Origin of the sequence: Rhodovulum sp. BSW8 (genome assembly GCF_003314725.1) — a bacterium.
GTDB classification, from domain to species: Bacteria; Pseudomonadota; Alphaproteobacteria; order Rhodobacterales; family Rhodobacteraceae; genus Rhodovulum; species Rhodovulum visakhapatnamense.
This window is the reverse complement of record NZ_QNVX01000004.1, coordinates 142,374-161,837: the sequence shown is the minus strand read 5'-3', so window position 1 is coordinate 161,837 and position 19,464 is coordinate 142,374. Positions and strand designations below refer to the sequence as shown.

Below are 19,464 nucleotides of genomic sequence, written 5' to 3'. Positions count from 1 at the left end.
TCGCGGCGATGCTGCGGCATGACGCCCTCCGGACGCACATTTTCACGCGATTCCGCTTATTTCCCGGGCCTGTCCGGTTCGGCGCGGCCGGATCTGCACAGGCGCTGTGCATCTCGGCCCCCGGCGCGGGCCTAGAGATCGAATGCCAGTTGCCGCCGGTCGGCCGGGCGTCGCCGCGCCCGTGCGGGCGCGGGACGAACGGGCCGCGCGGGGTCGGTCGCGATGTCGATCACCGGCGCCGGATAGCGCCGCCCGGGCCGCGGCAACGGTCCTCTCCAGGTCCAGGGCGCATGGCGCGCGGGCACGGGCAGATCGGCCAGTTCGGGCAGCCAGGCGCCCAGCATCGCGCCCTCGGGATCGAGATCGCGCGCCTGCCGCAGCGGATCGCAGGGCCGGGCCGCCGCCGCCCGCATCCGCGCCCGATGGAGCACGGGGTGGTAATCGAGGCAAAGCCGCGCCAGCACCCGCCCGCAATCCTCCGGATCGAGGCCCAGGAGCCCGATCCCGGCCGAGGCCAGCAGGCCCAGCCAGGACGGATCGAGCAGGCCGGAATGGCAAAGAGCCCGCATCGGCGCATCGACCGCGGGCAGCCCGGTCTCGCCCTTCTCCCAGGCGGCGAGGCGGGCGGCAGGGTCCGGCGGCCGGGGCGTGTCGGCGCGTCCGCTCGAGGCGCGCATCAGACGTGCCCGCCGGGCAAGCCCGGCCGTCAGCGGCCCCGCGCCGGCGACCCGTGCCGCGCGCGACACCTCGGCCGCCGAAAGCGTGCCCCAGGCCAGATGGGCCGACAGCGCGCCCTCCGAGGCCGGATCGGCCAAGGCCGCCTCCAGAACCCGCTCGGCCTCGGCCCGGCCGCCGCGCGGCCGTCCTGGACAGGGATCAAAACCAAGCCCCAGATCGCGCGCCTCGGGGATCGCGGCGGGGACCAGCCCGTCGAGCCCGCGAAGCGCCCCGGGCGGCGGCGACGCGGCCCCGCGCGACGCACGGACGTCCTCGAAGGCGATGCCGGTCCCCCGCGCCCAAGGCGCGGCGTCACGGCCCGTGCCGTCATCCAGCGTCAGCACACGCGTCACCGGCCAGCGCGCCGCGCAGCGCGCCAGCACCCGGGCGGGCGGCCCGGCCTCGATTTGCAGGGCGGCGCCCCGGGCGGCCAGTGCGTCGGACAGCGCGGCAAGCCCCTCGGCCACGAAACGCCAGTGCCGGGCCGAGGCCTCGGGCGCGGCCCAGACCGCCGGATCGACGATGTAAAGCGGCAGCACGGCGCCCTCGCCCGCCGCGGCCCGCGCCAGCGCCGGCTGATCCTCGAGGCGCAGATCGCGCCGAAGCCAGAGAATCGTCACCTCCATGACCGGAACATAAATCGAACATCCGGCCCCCTGCCACGGGCATCTTGCGCTTGGCCCTCAGGGGTATAGGTCTGGGAGGTCCGAATTGGAGAGACAGATGACAGACGCCGCGCCGCAGCCCGTGTTCCTGAAGGACTACACCCCTTTCGGTTTTCTGGTGGACCAGGTCGAGTTGAACGTCCACCTGCATCCGACCGCGACGCGGGTCCGCGCGAAGATCGCCTTCCGCCCCAACCCGGCGGCCCGCGACCGGCGCTTTTTCCTGCATGGCGAGGATCTGACGCTGATCTCGGCCGCGATCGACGGCACCCCCGTCACCCCCGAGATCACGCCCGAGGGGCTGAGCTGTCCGGTGCCCGAGGCGCCCTTCACCTGGGAGGCCGAGGTCGAGATCGCACCGGCGGAAAATACAGCCCTTGAAGGGCTTTACATGTCGAACGGCATGTATTGCACGCAGTGCGAGGCCGAAGGGTTCCGCAAGATCACCTTCTATCCCGACCGCCCCGACGTGATGGCGCCGTTCCGGGTACGGATCGACGGCGATCTGCCGGTCCTGCTGTCGAACGGCAATCCGGTGGCCCAGGGCGCGGGCTGGGCCGAATGGAACGACCCCTGGCCCAAGCCCAGCTATCTGTTCGCGCTGGTCGCGGGCGAGCTGGTGGCGACCTCGGACCGCTTCACCACCTCGGAAGGGCGCGAGGTCGCGCTGAATGTCTGGGTGCGCCCCGCCGATCAGGGCAAGGCCGATTATGCGCTCGACAGCCTGATCCGGTCGATGAAATGGGACGAAGAGGTCTATGGCCGGGCCTATGATCTGGACGTCTTCAACATCGTCGCGGTCGACGATTTCAACATGGGCGCGATGGAGAACAAGGGGCTGAACGTCTTCAACTCGCGCTATGTGCTGGCCAGCCCCGAGACCGCGACCGACCGCGATTACGAGAATATCGAGCGGATCATCGCGCATGAGTATTTCCACAACTGGACCGGCGACCGCATCACCTGCCGCGACTGGTTCCAGCTGTCGCTGAAAGAGGGGCTGACGGTCTTCCGCGACTCGCAGTTCTCGGCCGACATGCGGTCGGCCGCGGTCAAGCGGATCGAGGATGTGATGACGCTGCGCGCGCGCCAGTTCCGCGAGGATAACGGCCCGCTGGCACACCCGGTGCGGCCCGAAAGCTATGCCGAGATCAATAACTTCTACACCGCAACCGTCTATGAGAAGGGCGCCGAGGTGATCGGCATGCTGCGCCGTCTGGTGGGGCCCGAGGGCTATGCCAGGGCGCTCGATCTCTACTTTGCGCGCCATGACGGGCAGGCCTGCACCATCGAGGACTGGCTGCAGGTCTTCGAGGAGGCGACGGGCCGCGACCTGACCCGGTTCAAGCGCTGGTATTCGCAGGCGGGCACGCCCCGCGTGAAGGTCACGGAAGACTTCAAGGACGGCACGTATACTCTTCATCTGGAACAGAAAACGCCACCCACGCCGGGACAGGATGAAAAGTTGCCGCAAGTCATTCCGCTGGCTCTGGGGCTGCTGTCGCCCAATGGCGACGAGGTATTGCCGACGACCGTGATCGAACTGACCGAGGCGCGGCAGGAGGCCGTCTTCGAGGGGCTTGCGGCGAAACCCGTGCCCTCGCTCTTGCGCGGCTTCTCGGCGCCGGTGATCCTTGAACGCGACAGCACGCCCGAGGAACGTGCCTTCCTGCTGGCGCATGACACCGACCCGTTCAACAAATGGGAGGCCGGGCGGTCGCTTGCGCGCGAGGTGCTGATCGCGATGGTGACCGAGGACGCGGCGCCTGCGCCGGCCTGGCTTGATGCGCTGGCCGCCGTCGTGCGCGACGAGGCGCTCGACCCGGCCTTCCGGGCGCTGGCGCTGAGGCTGCCGGGCGAGGACGAACTGGCCGAGGCGCTGGCCGACCGCGGTGCCGTGCCCGACCCGCTGGCGATCCATGCCGCGCGCGAACGCGTCAAGACCGCGGTTGCCCGCCATCTGGACCCGCTCTGGGCCGGGCTTTACGCGCAGATGGCCTGCCCCGGCCCCTACAGCCCCGGGGCGGCCGATGCCGGGCGGCGCGCGCTGAGGCTCGCGGCACTCGGCTACATGGCGCGGCTTGACGGCGGCGCCCGGGCGCAGGCGCATTTCTCGGCCGCCGACAACATGACCGACGAGATCGGCGCGCTGAGCGTGCTTCTGGAAACCGGCGGCGCGGACGAGGCGCTTGATCGCTTCGCCCGGCGCTGGGGCCATGACCGGCTGGTGATGGACAAATGGTTCGGGCTGCAGGCGACGCTGGCGGCGCCCGAGCGCGCGGTGGCGGTGACCCGCGCTCTGACCGAGCACGCCGATTTCACCTGGAAGAACCCCAACCGGTTCCGCGCGGTGATCGGCGGCTTTTCGGCCAATGCCGCGGGCTTTCACGACGCCTCGGGCGCGGGCTACGACCTGGTCGCGGACTGGCTGATCCGGCTCGATGCGGTCAACCCGCAGACGGCGGCCCGGATGTCGACCGCCTTCGAGACCTGGGCGCGCTATGACGAGGGCCGCCGCGAAAAAGCGCAGGCCGCGCTGGAACGGATCGCCGCCCGCGAGGGTTTGAGCCGGGACATGGGCGAGATGGTGGGCCGGCTGCTGGCCGCCGGGCGGATCGCCGCCTGAGGCCCGCGCGAGGCCGGGGAATTGCTTTGACCGGAGCCGCCGGAATCGGCTCTGGTGTCACGGAAGCGTCATTCGGGTGTGGTGACAAGGCGCATGCAAGAAAGAATAGATCCGCTTATCGAGGAACGGGCCCCCTGGCTATTCGCCGACCATCCTTGGAGCGCGCCGTCCCGGCGGCTGCTGAACGGGGTGCTGGGCTATGACCGGACCGTCGCCCTGGGCGAGGTCCTGCAGGACCATCCCTCGCATGTGATCATGGACGAAATGGCCCGGCTGCTGGCGCGCGACCTGCGCGGCACCGGGATCGAGAACATCCCGGCCACGGGCCCGGCGATGATCGTGGCGAACCACCCGACCGGCATCGCCGACGGGGTGATGCTGTGGAGCCTTCTGCGCCAGCGCCGCCCCGATCTCTTTTTCTACGCCAACCGCGACATCCTGCGGGTGCTGCCGCAGATGGAAGAGATCATCGCGCCGGTCGAGTGGCGCGAGGAAAAGCGCAGCCATGCCAAGACCCGCGAGACCATGGCCTATACCCGCAAGGCCATCGAGAAGGGGCGACTGGCGGTGATCTTTCCGTCGGGACGGCTGGCCAAGCGGCGCGGGCTGTCGCTGCACGAACGGCCCTGGATGCCCTCGGCGGCGATGATCGCGCGCAAGTTCGACCTGCCGGTGATCCCGATCAATATCCGCGCCCGGAACTCGGTGCTGTTCTATCTGTTCGATCTGATCCACCCGACGCTGAGGGATATCACGCTCTTTCACGAGACCCTCAACAAGGAGCGTCAGCCTTACCGGATGACGGTGGGCGAGCCGATCGCGCCGGGCGCACTGCCGGTTCGGTCGGAAGACGGGATCGAGATGCTGCGCGCGGCGACGCTTGCGCTCGGCGGGCGCTATGCGCCGCGGGTGAGCCTGGTGCAGAATTCGCGTCGGCCGAGCTGGGTGAAATCGACCGCGCTGGGCTAGAGCACGGAATTGGTGGCGCCGCCGTCAAGCAGGATATTCTGGCCGACGATGAACCCCGCCTGGGTCGAGCACAGGAACGCACAGGCGGCACCGAATTCGGCGGGCGTGCCGTAGCGACGCGCCGGAATCGTCGCCGCGCGCCGGGCCCGCGCCTCTTCGAGGCTGATGCCGTCGGCCTCGGCCACGCCGCGGTCGAGCGCATCAGCCCGGTCGGTGGCATGGATCCCCGGAAGCAGGTTGTTGATCGTCACCCCAAAGGGCGCCACCTGCCGTGCAGTGCCCGCAACATAGCCGGTCAGCCCGGCCCGGGCCGAATTCGACAGTCCCAGCACCGGGATCGGCGCCTTGACCGACTGGCTGGTGATGTTGACGACCCTGCCCCAGCCCCGGTCGATCATCCCGGGCAGCAGCGCCTTCATCAGCGCGATGGGCGTCAGCATGTTGGCATCGAGCGCCGCGATGAAATCGGCGCGCTCCCAGTCCGACCAGAGCCCGGGCGGCGGGCCGCCGGCATTGGTCACAAGGATGTCGACCGGACCGGCTGCCTCCAGCACCGTGGCGCGCCCGTCTTCCGAAACGATATCGGCCGCGACCGGGGTGACCGACACGCCGTACCGCTGCCGGATGTCTTCGGCGGCAGCCAGAAGCGCCTCGGCGCCCCGGGCATTGATCACAAGGTCGGCCCCTGCGGCCGCCAGCGCCTCGGCGCAGCCCCGACCAAGCCCTTTCGACGCGGCGCAGACCAGCGCCCGTTTGCCTTTCAGTCCCAGATCCATTGCGGTGCTCCCTGTCGCCCGTCGCCCCGGATTAGCAGCCGATGGCGCTATGGAAAAGCCCGGAGCGGGGGCCAAAAAGCGTTGCACCCTGGCGCGGAACGCACAGGTCAGCGCCCGAAAATTCGCGAATTTTCGTTTCGGGGCCTTCCGATACGCAATTCTTCTGCGAAGAATTGGGGGATGACCGGAGGGTGAGTGCCGCCCCCGATCACGCCGTCAGGGCCGCCAGCAGCGGGGTCCATTGCGCGCGGAGTGCCGCGTAGGCGCGCTGCGGCTTGTCGAAGACCGTCAAGCCCTGCTCGGCCAGATCGCCATAGGCCACCCGGTCCGAGATTTCGGCCACCGGCGCCTGCCCGACCTGATCGGCCAACGCCCGGATCCGGTCCCCGTCGCGGCCGCGCGGGCGGACCCGGTTCGCGACCAGTTCGACGCCCACCTTGCCCTTCCGGATCCGTTTCAGCTCGGCGATCTCCTTCAGAAAGCGACGGGTCGAATCCTCGTCGAAGAAGGACGGCATCACCGGCACCACCACAGCGCGCGCCTCGGCCACCAGACCGGCCGCGGCCTCGTCATAGATCGCCCCGGGCGCATCGACGATCACCCAGTCGGTGCCCTTGCCGCCCTTGCCCGCGCCGATTTCGGCCGACCAGTCCAGCGAACGGATCTCGGGCACGCCCGAGGGGCGGCGCTTGAGCCAGCGCAGGGCAGATTTCTGCGGATCTGCATCGGCCAGGGCCACTTTCCAGCCGCCATCGGCCAGTGCCGCGGCCAGCGTCACCGCGATCGTCGTCTTGCCGCAGCCGCCCTTGCGATTGGCAATCAGCACCGTCTTCATCCCCACCCCTTTCGTCTTCAACCGCCCTACCATACCCGTTCGCCCCTGCTAGGCAATGTATATACGTAACCGCCACCATGTCGCCCTTGAAAGCCGTGCCTGCCGCCCCGACCTGACCGGGACACACCTAAGGGAGGACAAGATGACCGCCACGATCCTGGTTGCCACCGATCTCAGCCCGCGCGCCGACCGCGCCGTGAACCGCGCCTTCCGGCTGGCCCGCGCGATAGGCGCCGACGTCCTGTTGGCGACGGTCATCGACAGCGAGCTGCCCGAGGACGTGGCCCGCCCGATGGCCGAGGCCGCCGCCACCCGGCTGACCCGCTTTGCCGCCGCGATCCCGCAGGCGGCCGAGGTCCGGCACGCCACCCGCATCGTGACCGGCGATCCCAGCAGCGCGATCCCCCAACTGGCCGAAGAGGCCGACGCCGCGCTGGTGGTGCTGGGCCTGCATCGCGACCGGCCCTTCCTCGACCTGCTGCGCGAAACCACGATGGAGCGGATCGTCCGCCACATCTCGCGCCCGGTTCTGCTGGTGCGGGACCCGGTCGATCACGACTATGCCACGCTGATGGCCGCGCTCGACTTTGCCCCGGCCTCGACCGCCGCACTGCAGATCGCCGCGCGGCTGGCGCCCGGGGCCGCGATCCACGGCGTGCACGCGCTGCACATCCCCTATCGCGGCTTCATCGCGCCCCATGGCAGTTCCATCGCCATCGCCCCCTTCCGCCGCAGCGCCGAGATGCGCCTGGCCGAGTGGCGCGCGCAGAACGACCTGCCCGCCCGGCTGGCCGATGTCGCCCTCGTCGAGGGCGCCGCCCATCTGGTGCTGAACGCCGAGATCGAGGCCCGTCGCCCCGACCTTCTGGTCCTTGGCGCCCATGGCCGCGCGGGCGCCGCGCCCTCGATCCTGGGCTCGCTGGCCAATGACCTGATGCGCGCCCCGCCCTGCGACCTGCTGGTCGCGCGCTAGCGCCCGCTTTACGCCTGGGCGGGGCCGATCTAGGCTTCGCCCGGGCGGAGGAGACGGGCGATGGGCAATCCCGAGCATCTGAAATGGCTGCTGGAAGGCGTCGAGGCGTGGAACGCGCGGCGGCAGCGGGACGATTTCATGCCGGATCTGTCCGGGATGGATATCCGGGGGGGCGTTCGAGAAGGCCGGGAAGCTTGAGGAAGGCCGCGTTGCGCTTTTGATGGCGGACCTCCGGGAGGCGGATCTCACGGGGGCAGACCTCACGGGGGCGCACCTTCGGGAGGCTAAACTCGTGGAAGCGGACCTTCGGAAAGCGTCTCTCAGACACGCGGACCTTAAAGAAGCTGTACTCTGCGGAGCAGTCATTGAGGGTACTGATTTCGGGGATGCGAGCTTAAATGAGACCATAGTTCGAACCGACTACGGCGCCTTCCCTCCTCCTTTGATTACTGACCTATCGCGCGCGCAGAACTTGACCCAAATCCAAGTCGACACCATGCGCGGCGACACCGGTACGATCCTGCCTGAGGGCCTGCATCATCCGGCGCATTGGCCTGATCCGAAACCGCCGGGTTCACCGGGTCGTGAAAGTGAACCGGACGCGACTTCTACCGCCCCACGCGGTTCTTCCTCGATCCGGGCCAAGGTTCAGGAGCGGCCAGTTGCCGAACTCAGACATGCGCTAAAGGCCAGCTACCCAGAGACAGCAGTCCTCGCCGAATATATCGTCGGACAGATTCAGAACGAGATCGCAGCACACCGCGTGACCGCCATCCCCAATGACGCCGCGGCCCTGTCAAACTACAATGCCAAGCTCAACTTCCTGAACGAAACGCTGATTGCGGTTCAAAGGCTGCACGAGGCCATTCCAGTCGCAGAGCACGACCAGAAAGTCACGCCCGAAGAGACCAGACGGATCAAGGAAATCCTGATCGACATCGCCGGGAAGATCGACCTCGCGGTCCGGTATCTCGACAACGACACGGGTACCTACGGCAACCTCTGGAAGATCGGGCTGATCGGCGCCTGTTCCAGTCTGCTGGGCTGCTTCGGCATCCCGGTCACTCTGGGCGCCCCTATTGCGGCAGGCGTGGTCAGCGCCTCGACCTTCCGCTTCATCGTTGAACGGCGGCGCGGCCCCCGACCGCCGCACCGATGACGATTGCGCGGGCCCCGCGCCTCGCCTATATCCGCGCGCATGCTGGATGCCCCCTCGAACCGCCCGAACCTGCCGCCGGAAATCGCCCGGAGGCGCACCTTTGCCATCATCTCGCACCCCGATGCGGGCAAGACCACGCTGACCGAGAAGTTCCTGCTGTATGGCGGCGCGATCCAAATGGCGGGACAGGTGCGCGCCAAGGGCGAGGCGCGGCGGACACGGTCGGACTTCATGAAGATGGAGCAGGACCGGGGCATTTCCGTCTCGGCCTCGGCGATGTCCTTCGACTATCGCGAGTTCCGCTTCAATCTGGTCGACACGCCCGGCCACAGCGACTTTTCCGAGGACACCTACCGCACCCTGACCGCGGTCGATGCCGCGGTGATGGTGATCGACGGCGCCAAGGGGGTGGAAAGCCAGACCCGGAAGCTGTTCGAGGTCTGCCGGCTGCGCGATCTGCCGATCCTGACCTTCTGTAACAAGATGGACCGCGAAAGCCGCGACACCTTCGAGATCATCGACGAGATCCAGGAGATGCTGGCGATCCATGTCACGCCCGCCTCCTGGCCGATCGGGGTCGGGCGCGATTTCCTCGGCTGCTACGACATGCTGCGGAACCGGCTGGAACTGATGGACCGGGCCGACCGCAACAAGGTGGCCGAGTCGATCAGGATCGAGGGGCTCGACGATCCGAAGCTGGCCGAGCATGTGCCCCAGGATCTGCGCGAGAAGCTGATCGAGGAAGTCGAGATGGCGAAGGAGCTTTTGCCCGCGCTCGATCCGCAGGCGGTGCTGGAAGGGCATATGACGCCGATCTGGTTCGGCTCGGCGATCAACTCGTTCGGGGTGAAGGAGCTGATGGACGGCATCGCCACCTATGGCCCCGAGCCGCAGATGCAGGCGGCCGAACCGCGCCAGATCTCGCCCGAGGAACCGGTCGTGTCGGGCTTCGTCTTCAAGGTGCAAGCCAACATGGACCCCAAGCACCGCGACCGGGTGGCCTTCGTGCGGCTTGCCTCGGGGCATTTCCAGCGCGGCATGAAGCTGACCCATGTGCGGTCCAAGAAACCGATCACGGTGTCGAGCCCGGTGCTGTTCCTGGCCGCAGACCGCGAGCTGGCCGAAGAGGCCTGGGCGGGCGACATCATCGGCATCCCGAACCACGGGCAACTGCGCATCGGCGACACGCTGACCGAGGGCGAGGCGCTGAAGGTCACGGGCATTCCGTCCTTCGCGCCGGAGCTGCTGAAGAACTGCCGCGCGGGCGACCCGATGAAGGCCAAGCATCTGGACAAGGCCCTGATGCAGTTTGCCGAAGAGGGCGCGGCCAAGGTCTTCAAGCCGATGGTGGGCTCGGGCTTCATCGTGGGTGTCGTCGGCGCGCTGCAATTCGAGGTTCTGGCCAGCCGGATCGAGCTGGAATACGGCCTGCCGGTGCGCTTCGAGCCCTCGCAATTCACCTCGGCCCGCTGGGTCCATGGCGAGAAGCTCGCGGTCGAGAGCTTCGTGCAGAAGAACAAGCAGCACATGGCGACCGACAACGATGGCGACGTGGTCTACATGACGCGGCTGCAATGGGACATCGACCGCGTGGTGCGCGATCACCCCGAGCTGACGCTGTCGGCGACCAAGGAAATGCAGGTTTGAACGACGTGTCGCCGCAGGTGTCAAGCACGGTCACCGGCGCGCGACGCGCTCCTCAAACCAAACGACGAGGACGTCAAAATCGATCTCGCCGGACGCCACCCCAACGATGAGATCGTCGAACCGGTCTTGTCCGGAAAGGACGAGGTAGTAGCCGCTACGCTCGATCAGCGTCTCTACCAGCAGCAGGGCAGTTCGCTTGTTGCCGTCGACAAAGCCATGATTTCCGACCATGCTTTGCGTCAGTGCCGCTGCCTTTCGCCATATGCTGCGATGATACCCTGAATATGGCCGAGATATAGCGGACTCGATCATATCAAGACTGACAATGCCATCGCACCCGCCATACCGCAGAGCTTCGTCATGCGCGGTCAGTGCATCGCCAAGACTCAGTCGATAGTGTCGCTTACCGATCAGCCAACCTCTTCAGCGCATCGTTTCGCCGCGCGGAAGCATCGCGAATTACGGCCTCGGTAGCGGGCCTGACCTTCGAGCTGCCTTTGGACGTTTCGACAGACAGAAAACGCCCCGTCCTTGCCTCTCGGACAACGCAACCGCCCTTTACGGGCTTCTTGTCCACATAACGCTCAAAGGACTTTGCCATCCACACCTATCCCGACGGCCCCGGAAGAACCGCCCCAATTCGCGCCCTTAGTATGCGCCTGGGTAGAATATGCGCCCGGGGTGGGCCGCTGACAAGAGGACAGCCCCGGGCGCAACACAGTGGCCGAGATTTTTCGACCGCCCGTCCCGTTGCACTTGTCTCAGACGGCCTTGTCGGGGCCGGTTCCGGCATCGCGCATCGCGGACTGGATGAAGGCGATGCTTTCGGCAAGCTTTGCCGTCTCCCAGGCATTCAGGCTGACCGGAAGCTGTTTCACGATCCCCTCGCGCCCCAGAACGCAGGGCATGCTCAGCGCCACGTCGCCGTCATGGCCGTACTGGCCGCGCAGGGTGGTGCAGGCGGGAAAGACGCTGCGTTCGTCCAGCAGCACGGCGCGGGCCATGGTCACCGCCGACTGGGCGACGCCCGCATTGGTCCAGCCCTTGCCGTTAAAGACGTCATAGGCCGCGCTGATCACCCGGGCCTTGACCGTCTCGGGGTCGTGGATGTCGCCCAGGGCCTCGAAATGGCGGCCGAGATCCGCGAAGGTGATGCCCGCGACATTGACATGGCTCAGGACCGGGAAGGCGGTGCTGCCATGTTCGCCCATCATGAAGCCGGTGACCGACTTCGGGTCGATCCCGCAGGCGTCGGCCACGACCTTCCGAAGCCGCGCTGAATCAAGCATCGTCCCCGTCCCGAAGACCCGCCCGCGCGGATAGCCGAATTCGTTCTCGGCGATGTAGACCATGGTATCGAGCGGGTTGGTGATCAGGATGACGATGGCCTCGGTCGTGTGCCCGACGATCCCCGCCATCACCTCGCGGATCACCTGGCAGTTGGTGGTGGTCAAGAGGGTGCGGTCGGGCTCGGCCTTGGGATCGTCGGGGTCGGGAATGACGCTTGGCCCCGCGGCCACGACGATCACGTCGGCATCGACGCATTGCTCGTAGCCGCCCGAGGTGACCTTGATATTGCTCATATAGGGCAAGGCCGTCGCCTGCGCCTGGTCGAGCGCCTCGCCGAAGGCCACGTTTTCGAGAATGTCGATGACGCCGATCTCGGCGAAGAGGCCGATCTTCATGGCATCGGCCAGGACATAGGACCCGACATGCCCTGCCCCGATGACAACGAGCTTGTTGGTATGCATTTTCGTCTCCTTGCAACGTCCAGACGGCCGCCGGGCGGATCGGGCACGCGCCGTGGCGGGCCAGTCCGTCCGGGGGCCGCTTTCGCACCGGGCGGCCGCTGCACCGGCATCGCTTGGGTCGCAGGCCGCCATCGGCTTCGGCGCCGGGCGCCGGAGTCCCGCGCGAAAGCTGAGCCGAGCTAGATCACCTTTCGGCGGCAGCCGAAATGGCAAATGGCGCAAAAGCGCACAGAGTTGCCAACGGTCGTGACTGACAAGATGCCGACCAAAGCCCGGTCACCGCCGGTGCGCCTGTTGGCGCGGCCCCGCAAGTCTTTGAAATGCCTAGTTCTCTGCCTGACTGACGACGACGGCGGGTTCGGCCGGCATGCTGTCGATCTTCCTCAGACCCCAGTTCTGCATGGAGCTGGCCTTTGCAGTCCGCGTCATTTCGAATCCCCCGGGCGTTTCCACGACCCTGCTGCAGCGTGGGCCGTAGGGGGTAATCTCCGTGACCAGAATTTGCCCGGACTCTCGACCTGTCTTCAGCAGATTGTTTACGCCCTGCCAACACAACACATCGCCGTCCAGCCACCACCGCCCCTTGGCAGCCCAGTGGTGCCCCTTCGTGCCAACGGAATACTCGACACCATCCGACCGGAAGACCCAGACAGAGGGGACATTGGTGCTGAGCGGCTGATCGATGACCTTCGTCAGGATCTCGTCACCGGACAGAAATTTCGCGTCGCCTCGCGCCGCCCCCGATGACGTGTGATCGACGCAACCGGCGAGCACAAAAAGGATCATGACAGGGGGGAACGGAAATCGCATCGCAGTCTTCTCCGGCAAACACAGGACATGACGATCCTACCGCCGGACTCTGGTCGCACAATTGCCGTTCCGCAACGTCCTGGCTGAGCCTGGCCTCGAATGCGAGGGGCGCGAGCTTGCCGCGCCCCTCAGGTTTTTCGCCGCTCACTTCGCCGACAGCAGCTCCGGCACGCTCAGCAGCATCACCTCGTTATCGGCGGCGGCGTCGAGCTTGCGGCCCGACGAGAACGGCAGGTTGTTGTCGTTGGCGACCAGGATATGGGTGTCGTCGACCCGCATCACGTCCTCGATGGTGAAGAACGGGAAGGTGAACTTGCCCGTCAGATCGCGCGCCGCATCGGTGTCAAGCCGGGCCACCCCGTCGGGATCGGCGATGTCCATCAGGTCGATATGGCCGATCCGGCGGACAAACCCGTCGGCATCCACATCCGACGTGTCGATCAGCACGATCCACTTGTGCAGCGCGGGTTCCGGGAAGCAGTCGGCGGCGGGCGCGCCGTCGCATTTCAGGCTGGGATCGCCCTCGCCATTGTCGCGCTCGATCACCAGGGCGTGGGTGTCGTCGATGAAGTTGAAATCGCCGATCGCGGTCGCGCCATCCGCGAGGGCGAACTTGAACATCTCGCCGGTCCAGTCCTTCGACGCCGTATCGAAGGCCATCACCCGCAGAAAATCGCCCTCGGGCGTGCCATCCTCGCCGAGAATCGGCTTTTCCAGCATCGCCCAGAGCTTGGACGTGCCGGGCTGCAGCGCCATGCCCTCGTAGCCGCCCGAGCGCTGCGATTTCCAGTCCGTGCCGGGCACCGAGGTGGCGGACACGGCGGGGTTGTCGGCGCCTTTCAGTTCCTTGCCATCGGCCATGGTCGGGTAGACGCCCAGCACCACGCCGTCGAGCGAGACGTTCAGCAGGTAGGGGCCGAACTCCTCGCCGATCCAGAGCGAGCCGTCGACAAGCTGAAGGCTTTCAAGGTCGAAATCGGCGCCGGTCAGATAGCGGCCCTCGGTGCCTTCATAGGCGATACGGAAGGGCACCTTGAAATCGGGGTCGCGCAGGAAGACGGTTTCCTTCACGTCCACCTTGCCGGTCGCGAAATCGGGCGCGATGCGGTGGAAGAACAGCATCGCGTCGGGGCTGTTGGCCTTGGACCCGAAGCCGTTATCGGTCAGCGCATAGACCGACCCGTCCTCGGCGCGGTCCATCGCGAAGCCCGAAAAGCCCTGCAGCGGCTGGCCGATGAAAGGCAGCGCGATGCCGGTCGCGCGGTTGCCATGGAGCTTGCCGGTGTCGCCCATCGCGCTCATCGGCACCATGTTCCGCGCGGTCCCGGTGAACTTGCCCGAGATCCAGGCGTCGCGCGGCGCATCGGCGGGCGGCGCGACCATGGTCATCGCGGGAAGCACCGCATGGCCGGAAAGAACCGCAGGGAAGGTCTCTTCGGCCAGCGCCGGACCGGCCAGGGCGACGACCGCGGCCGAAAGCAGGAACAGACTGTTTTTCATCGTTGATTCCCTATCTCGATGAGAGTGTGCCCGTTGCCCTACAAAGCCCCTGCAACAGCCGCGACTCCGCCCCGTGTCAATTCCATGACAAGTTCCCCGCCGCAGTCCCGGCCCCTTGAATTCGCGCCCGCCCGCCGCGACATGACATCGAGACCCGTTCTCGTCCGCGCCGCCCGCCGGCCGTCCCCCCTTCACCCGACCGACCGCCGATGAGTGCCCCAGACGACTGGATCATCTCGAGCCTTCTCGAAGACCTTGCGGCGCTGGCGCTGGCGAGCGACCGCGTCAGCCTGGCCGATCTGATCGAGACGCTGGGCGCGCGCGGCTTCGGGCCGCTTCTGGTGATGCTCTCGGCCTTCCTGATCCTGCCGGTGGGGATGTTGCCCGGCCTGCCCGGGGTGGTCGCGGTCTTCATGATCCTGATCGGCGGGCGGATGATGACCGGCCAGACCACGCTCTGGCTGCCCGGGCGGCTGCGCCGGGTGCATCTCTCGGGCCATGTGCTGGCGGTCTCGGTCGCGCGGGCGCAACCGGCCGCGCTGTGGCTGCGCCCGCTGCTGGCGCCGCGGCTTGTGGCATTTGTGGAAAGCGGTCCGGCGACGCGCCTGATCGCGCTGATCCTGATGGCGACGGGGGGGCTGATCTTCCTTCTGGGCTTCATCCCCGGCCTGCCCTTCGTTCTGTCGCTGCATGTGCTGATGCTGGGACTGGCGATGTCGACCCGCGACGGGCTGGTCGCGTTCCTGGCCTATTGCATGCTCTTGCCGGAAATCGTCTTCATCTGGCGGGTCTTCACCTGACCCGTGAAACCCCAGGCGGGCGTACAGGGGCGTTCAACTTGACGAAAGCGCGAGTTTCCTCTATCGAGCCGCGAATGAGGATCAGACTGGCAATACGGCCGGTCTAGGCCGCGTGCGACAGGTGCGGCCATGATGCTGCAACTGAGCCAAGGACTTACATGACGACTTTTGCTGAACTGGGGCTCGACCCCAAGGTTCTTTCCGCCGTTTCCGACGCGGGCTACACCGCGCCGACCCCGATCCAGGCCGGGGCCATCCCGCCTGCGCTTGAAGGTCGCGACGTTCTGGGCATCGCCCAGACCGGCACCGGCAAGACGGCCAGCTTCGTGCTGCCGATGATCACCCTTCTCGGCCGCGGCCGGGCCCGGGCCCGGATGCCGCGCAGCCTCGTGCTGGCGCCGACCCGCGAACTGGCGGCCCAGGTCGCCGAAAACTTCGACACCTATGCCAAGAAGACCAAGCTGTCGAAGGCGCTTCTGATCGGCGGTGTCAGCTTCAAGGAACAGGACGCGCTGATCGACAAGGGCGTCGACGTGCTGATCGCCACCCCCGGCCGCCTGCTGGACCATTTCGAACGCGGCAAGCTGCTGCTGACCGGCGTCCAGATCATGGTGGTGGACGAGGCGGACCGGATGCTCGACATGGGCTTCATCCCCGATATCGAGCGGATTTTCCAGCTGACCCCCTTCACCCGGCAAACGCTGTTCTTCTCGGCCACGATGGCGCCCGAGATCGAGCGCGTGACCAACACCTTCCTGTCGGCCCCGGCCAAGATCGAGGTCGCCCGCCGGGCCAGCGCCGCCGAAAGCATCGAACAGGCCGTGATCTGCTACACCGCCTCGCGCAAGGACCGGCAAGCCAAAGAGAAACGCGAGCTGCTGCGCGCGCTGATCGACCGCGAGGGCGAGGGCTGCAAGAACGCCATCATCTTCTGCAACCGCAAGACCGAGGTCGACATCGTCGCCAAGTCGCTCAAGACCCATGGCTATGACGCGGCCCCGATCCATGGCGATCTCGACCAGTCGCAGCGGACCCGGACGCTGGAATCCTTCCGCGAAGGGAAACTGCGGTTCCTGATCGCCTCGGACGTGGCCGCGCGCGGTCTGGACGTGCCCGCGGTCAGCCATGTGTTCAACTACGACGTGCCTTCCCATGCCGAGGATTACGTGCACCGGATCGGCCGCACCGGCCGGGCGGGCCGCGAAGGCAAGGCGCTGACCATCTGCGTGCCCCATGACGAGAAATGGCTGATCGCCATCGAGGAGCTGGTCGAAAAGCAGATCCCGCGCGTCGAGAGCCCGCTGAAAGGCGGCAGCGACGATCGCGGCAAGCGCGGTCGGCACACCGACGAGGCCGGCGCCTCGGACCCGGAGCGGACCGAAGAGCGCAGCAGCGCCCGGCCCCAGCGCGGCGACCGCCGGGAGCGGAACAGCGACAGGGGGGCCGAGCGACAGTCCGACAGGACCGGCGACCGGCATGGCGAAGACCGCAACGCTCATACCCACGAGCGGCCGGACAGCCCCGACCGCAACAGGCAGGGCCGGAGCGGCACCAACAACCGGCGCGGCGGGCGTGACCGCGGCTATCGGGACGAGCCCGTGGTGGGGATGGGCGATCACATGCCAGCCTTCCTGCTGCGGTCCTTCAAGCCGAAAAGCGAACCCGAACCGGTGACCGAGGATCAGGTGGAAGAGAGCGCCGAATAAGCGCCCCTCCCCCGGCGACACGACAAAAAAGGCGCCCCGATGGGCGCCTTTTCCTTTCCGGCCTTGTGACGTGAGGCTCAGGCGCTGAGGCGGCTGATGACCACCACGACTTCGGGCTTCTTGCCGATCTCGGTCTGCGCCGACTGACGCACGATCCGGCGCATCGCCTCCTCGATCTTGTCGTCATCGGCCAGCGTCCTGTCGTCGGCCCGGCGCAGGAACTGATCCAGATCCTCTTCCAGCACCTCGGACAGCGCCGCGCGGGACCGCCCGGTCTCGGGCAGGCCGTTCAGATCGACCCAGGGCTCGCCCAGCGGTTCGTCCTCCTCGTCGAGGATCACGGTCACGACCACCAGCCCGTTCAGCGCCATCCGGATCCGGTCGCGGACGATCCCGTCCATCGCGCCGATCTGCACCGCCCCGTCGAGATAGGTCCGCCCGGTCTCGATGAATTCGACCGGCTGCGGCCGGTCGCCGCCCAGATCGAGCATCGTGCCGTTGACCGCCACCACCGCCGGCAGCCCGTTCTCGGCGGCCAGTTTCACATGCTCGCGCAGGTGGCGGTGTTCGCCATGCATCGGCACGACCATTTCGGGTTTCATCAGCGTATGGATGCGCGACAGGTCCGGCCGGTTGGCATGGCCCGAGACGTGATAAAGATCGGCATCGTCCGACACCACATCGACGCCCATCTCGGACAGCGCGTTGATGATGCGGATCACCTCGCGCTCGTTGCCCGGAATGGTCTTGGACGAAAAGAGGAAGAGATCGCCCGCGGCAAGGCTCAGCCCCATATACTTGCCGCGCGACAGCTGGGCCGAGGCGGCGCGCCTCTCGCCCTGGCTGCCGGTCACGATCAGCATCACCTTGTCGCGGGGCAGATCGGCGGCCTCTTCGGGGCTGACGACCTTGGGAAAATCGGTCAGCACCCCGCTTTCGACGCCCGCCTCGATCATCCGGCGCATGGCCCGGCCCAGCATGCAGATCGAGCGCCCCGCATCGCGCCCGGCCTCGGCCAGGGTCTTGAGCCGCGCGATGTTCGAGGCGAAGGTCGTGGCAACCACCATGCCCTCGGCGCGTTCGACGAGCTGGCGGATCGCCGGGCCCACCGTGGTTTCGGACCGGCCCGGATTGGGCGAGAAGACATTGGTCGAATCGCAGGTCAGCACCTTGACGCCCTCGGCCGCGACCTCGGCCCAGAGATCGGGGTCGAAGGGGTCGCCGACGATGGGCGTGCGGTCGAGCTTGAAATCGCCGGTATGGACGACCCGGCCGACCGGCGTGTCGATCACCAACCCCGAGCTTTCGGGGATCGAATGCGACACCGGCAGATAGGACACCTGGAACGGTCCCGCCGCGATCCGGTTCGGCCAGGGCTCGACGAAGCGCACGGTTTCGGGGTCCTGACCCTGATCCTCCATCTTCAGCCGGGCGATGGTGCCGGTGAAGGGGCGGGCGTAGACCGGGGCCTTGAGCCGCGGCCAGAGATGCCCCAGCGCGCCCACATGGTCCTCGTGGGCATGGGTGATGAAGATCGCCTCGAGCCGGTCGCGACGTTCCTCGAGCCAGGTGATGTCGGCGAAGATCAGGTCGACGCCGGGGCTTGTGTCCATGTTGGGAAAGGTCACGCCCAGGTCCACGAGGATCAGACGCTCCTTCCCGGGGGCGCCGTAGCCGTAGACATAGGCGTTCATGCCGATTTCCCCGGCGCCGCCGAGGGGAAGGTAGATCAGTCTGTTCTTGCTCATGTCGCCCCGTTTTCCTTGTTATAGGCGTGGATCACGGTCAGCCCGTGCATGGTGAGATCGTCCTCGATCTGGTCGAACAGGACATCGCCCTGCGCGAACAGAGGCGCAAGCCCCCCGGTGCCGATGACGCGCATCGGCCGGTCATATTCCGTGCGGATCCTGTCGCAGATCTCGCGCACCAGCCCCACATAGCCCCAGAACACACCTGACTGCATGCAGGCAACCGTATTCGTGCCGATCACCCGGTCGGGCTTTGTCACATCCACATGCGGCAGCGCCGCCGCCGCCATGTGCAGCGCCTCGAGGCTGAGATTCACCCCCGGCGCGATCACGCCGCCCAGATAGGCCCCGTCCCGCCCGACCACGTCGAAGGTGGTGGCGGTGCCGAAATCGACCACGATCAGATCGCCCCCGTGCCGGTCGAAGGCCCCCGCCGTGTTGACCAGCCGGTCGGGCCCGACATTGGTCCCCTGATCGACCCGGGGCATATGCGGCAGCAGGCATTCGGGCTTGCCCACGACCCAGGGACGGATGTTGAAGAACCGGTCGGTGAAGACCCGCAGGTTGAACACCACACGCGGCACCGTCGACGAGATGATCGCGTCGGTGATCTCGGGCTCGATCCCGTAGCGCGCCAGCAAGGTCGAGAACCAGACATAGTACTGATCGGCCGTGCGGGTATGCTCGGTCGCCGTCCTGAGCGTGCAGAGGAACCTTTCACCGTCCCAGAGCGAGAAAACCGTGTTGGTGTTGCCGCAGTCGATGCAGAGAAGCATGGGGCC

17 protein-coding genes and 1 pseudogene are annotated in these 19,464 nt (G+C 67.0%); 9 read left to right on the top strand and 9 right to left on the bottom strand.

Features of this window, described 5'->3' with window-relative positions:
• Positions 1-131: 131 nt before the first annotated feature.
• Positions 132-1,343, bottom strand: coding sequence for a deoxyribodipyrimidine photo-lyase (locus DSD19_RS02045; protein WP_113668356.1), 1,212 nt, complete (start codon positions 1,341-1,343; stop codon positions 132-134).
• A 97-nt stretch (positions 1,344-1,440) separates the two neighbouring features.
• On the opposite strand from DSD19_RS02045, the gene pepN reads away from it, so the two are divergent.
• Complete coding sequence (pepN, locus tag DSD19_RS02040) at positions 1,441-4,008, top strand: aminopeptidase N (protein ID WP_113668355.1); 2,568 nt, start codon at positions 1,441-1,443, stop codon at positions 4,006-4,008.
• 93 nt (positions 4,009-4,101) lie between these two features.
• Positions 4,102-4,977, top strand: coding sequence for a lysophospholipid acyltransferase family protein (locus DSD19_RS02035; protein WP_113668354.1), 876 nt, complete (start codon positions 4,102-4,104; stop codon positions 4,975-4,977).
• Here DSD19_RS02035 and DSD19_RS02030 read toward each other — a convergent pair.
• Together DSD19_RS02030 and DSD19_RS02025 are read right to left on the bottom strand one after the other, a co-directional pair.
• Positions 4,974-5,753, bottom strand: coding sequence for an SDR family oxidoreductase (locus DSD19_RS02030; protein WP_113668353.1), 780 nt, complete (start codon positions 5,751-5,753; stop codon positions 4,974-4,976). The genes DSD19_RS02035 and DSD19_RS02030 overlap by 4 nt on opposite strands.
• Before the next feature lie 208 nt (positions 5,754-5,961).
• On the bottom strand, positions 5,962-6,588 hold the full coding sequence (locus tag DSD19_RS02025) for a ParA family protein (protein ID WP_113668352.1): 627 nt from the start codon (positions 6,586-6,588) through the stop codon (positions 5,962-5,964).
• Between the two features lie 142 nt (positions 6,589-6,730).
• Here DSD19_RS02025 and DSD19_RS02020 point away from each other — a divergent pair, with 142 nt between their 5' ends.
• The 5 genes and pseudogenes from DSD19_RS02020 (at position 6,731) to DSD19_RS02010 (ending at position 10,367) form a co-directional block, all read left to right on the top strand.
• On the top strand, positions 6,731-7,561 hold the full coding sequence (locus tag DSD19_RS02020; RefSeq protein WP_165828020.1) for a universal stress protein: 831 nt from the start codon (positions 6,731-6,733) through the stop codon (positions 7,559-7,561).
• 60 nt (positions 7,562-7,621) lie between these two features.
• A complete protein-coding gene (locus DSD19_RS21585) occupies positions 7,622-7,759 on the top strand; it encodes a hypothetical protein (RefSeq protein ID WP_165828019.1) in 138 nt (45 codons plus the stop codon).
• 22 nt (positions 7,760-7,781) lie between these two features.
• Positions 7,782-7,949: pseudogene (locus DSD19_RS22655) on the top strand (pentapeptide repeat-containing protein); the annotation flags it as partial.
• Positions 7,950-8,057: 108 nt separating this feature from the next.
• Positions 8,058-8,720, top strand: a complete 663-nt coding sequence (locus DSD19_RS02015; RefSeq protein WP_243627624.1) for a hypothetical protein — start codon at positions 8,058-8,060, stop codon at positions 8,718-8,720.
• A gap of 39 nt (positions 8,721-8,759) precedes the next feature.
• Positions 8,760-10,367 (top strand): peptide chain release factor 3, encoded by a 1,608-nt coding sequence (locus DSD19_RS02010; protein ID WP_113668349.1) that lies wholly within the window; start codon positions 8,760-8,762, stop codon positions 10,365-10,367.
• A 30-nt stretch (positions 10,368-10,397) separates the two neighbouring features.
• On the opposite strand, the gene DSD19_RS02005 is transcribed toward DSD19_RS02010, so the two are convergent.
• The 4 genes from DSD19_RS02005 to DSD19_RS01990 form a co-directional block, all read right to left on the bottom strand.
• Positions 10,398-10,679 carry a type II toxin-antitoxin system death-on-curing family toxin gene (locus DSD19_RS02005; protein ID WP_113668348.1) on the bottom strand — a complete coding sequence of 94 codons (282 nt, stop codon included), beginning with the start codon at positions 10,677-10,679 and terminating at the stop codon, positions 10,398-10,400.
• A 449-nt stretch (positions 10,680-11,128) separates the two neighbouring features.
• Entirely contained in the window at positions 11,129-12,118 is a 990-nt protein-coding gene (locus tag DSD19_RS02000; protein WP_113668347.1) for an L-lactate dehydrogenase, read from the bottom strand.
• 324 nt (positions 12,119-12,442) lie between these two features.
• A complete protein-coding gene (locus DSD19_RS01995) occupies positions 12,443-12,904 on the bottom strand; it encodes a hypothetical protein (protein ID WP_133260343.1) in 462 nt (153 codons plus the stop codon).
• A 168-nt stretch (positions 12,905-13,072) separates the two neighbouring features.
• On the bottom strand, positions 13,073-14,428 hold the full coding sequence (locus tag DSD19_RS01990; RefSeq protein ID WP_113668345.1) for an esterase-like activity of phytase family protein: 1,356 nt from the start codon (positions 14,426-14,428) through the stop codon (positions 13,073-13,075).
• Between the two features lie 209 nt (positions 14,429-14,637).
• Between DSD19_RS01990 and DSD19_RS01985 the strand changes: the two genes are divergently transcribed.
• Positions 14,638-15,228, top strand: a complete 591-nt coding sequence (locus DSD19_RS01985; RefSeq protein WP_075786492.1) for an exopolysaccharide biosynthesis protein — start codon at positions 14,638-14,640, stop codon at positions 15,226-15,228.
• A gap of 158 nt (positions 15,229-15,386) precedes the next feature.
• On the top strand, positions 15,387-16,934 hold the full coding sequence (locus DSD19_RS01980) for a DEAD/DEAH box helicase (RefSeq protein WP_113668344.1): 1,548 nt from the start codon (positions 15,387-15,389) through the stop codon (positions 16,932-16,934).
• Between the two features lie 77 nt (positions 16,935-17,011).
• Here the strand turns inward: DSD19_RS01980 and DSD19_RS01975 are convergent, their stop codons facing one another.
• The gene (locus DSD19_RS01975) at positions 17,012-18,682 is read right to left on the bottom strand and encodes a ribonuclease J (protein WP_113668343.1); all 1,671 of its coding nucleotides are present in this window, start codon (positions 18,680-18,682) and stop codon (positions 17,012-17,014) included.
• Positions 18,679-19,458 carry a type III pantothenate kinase gene (locus tag DSD19_RS01970; RefSeq protein ID WP_113668342.1) on the bottom strand — a complete coding sequence of 260 codons (780 nt, stop codon included), beginning with the start codon at positions 19,456-19,458 and terminating at the stop codon, positions 18,679-18,681. Before DSD19_RS01970 ends, DSD19_RS01975 begins: the two co-directional genes overlap by 4 nt.
• Positions 19,459-19,464: the final 6 nt, after the last annotated feature.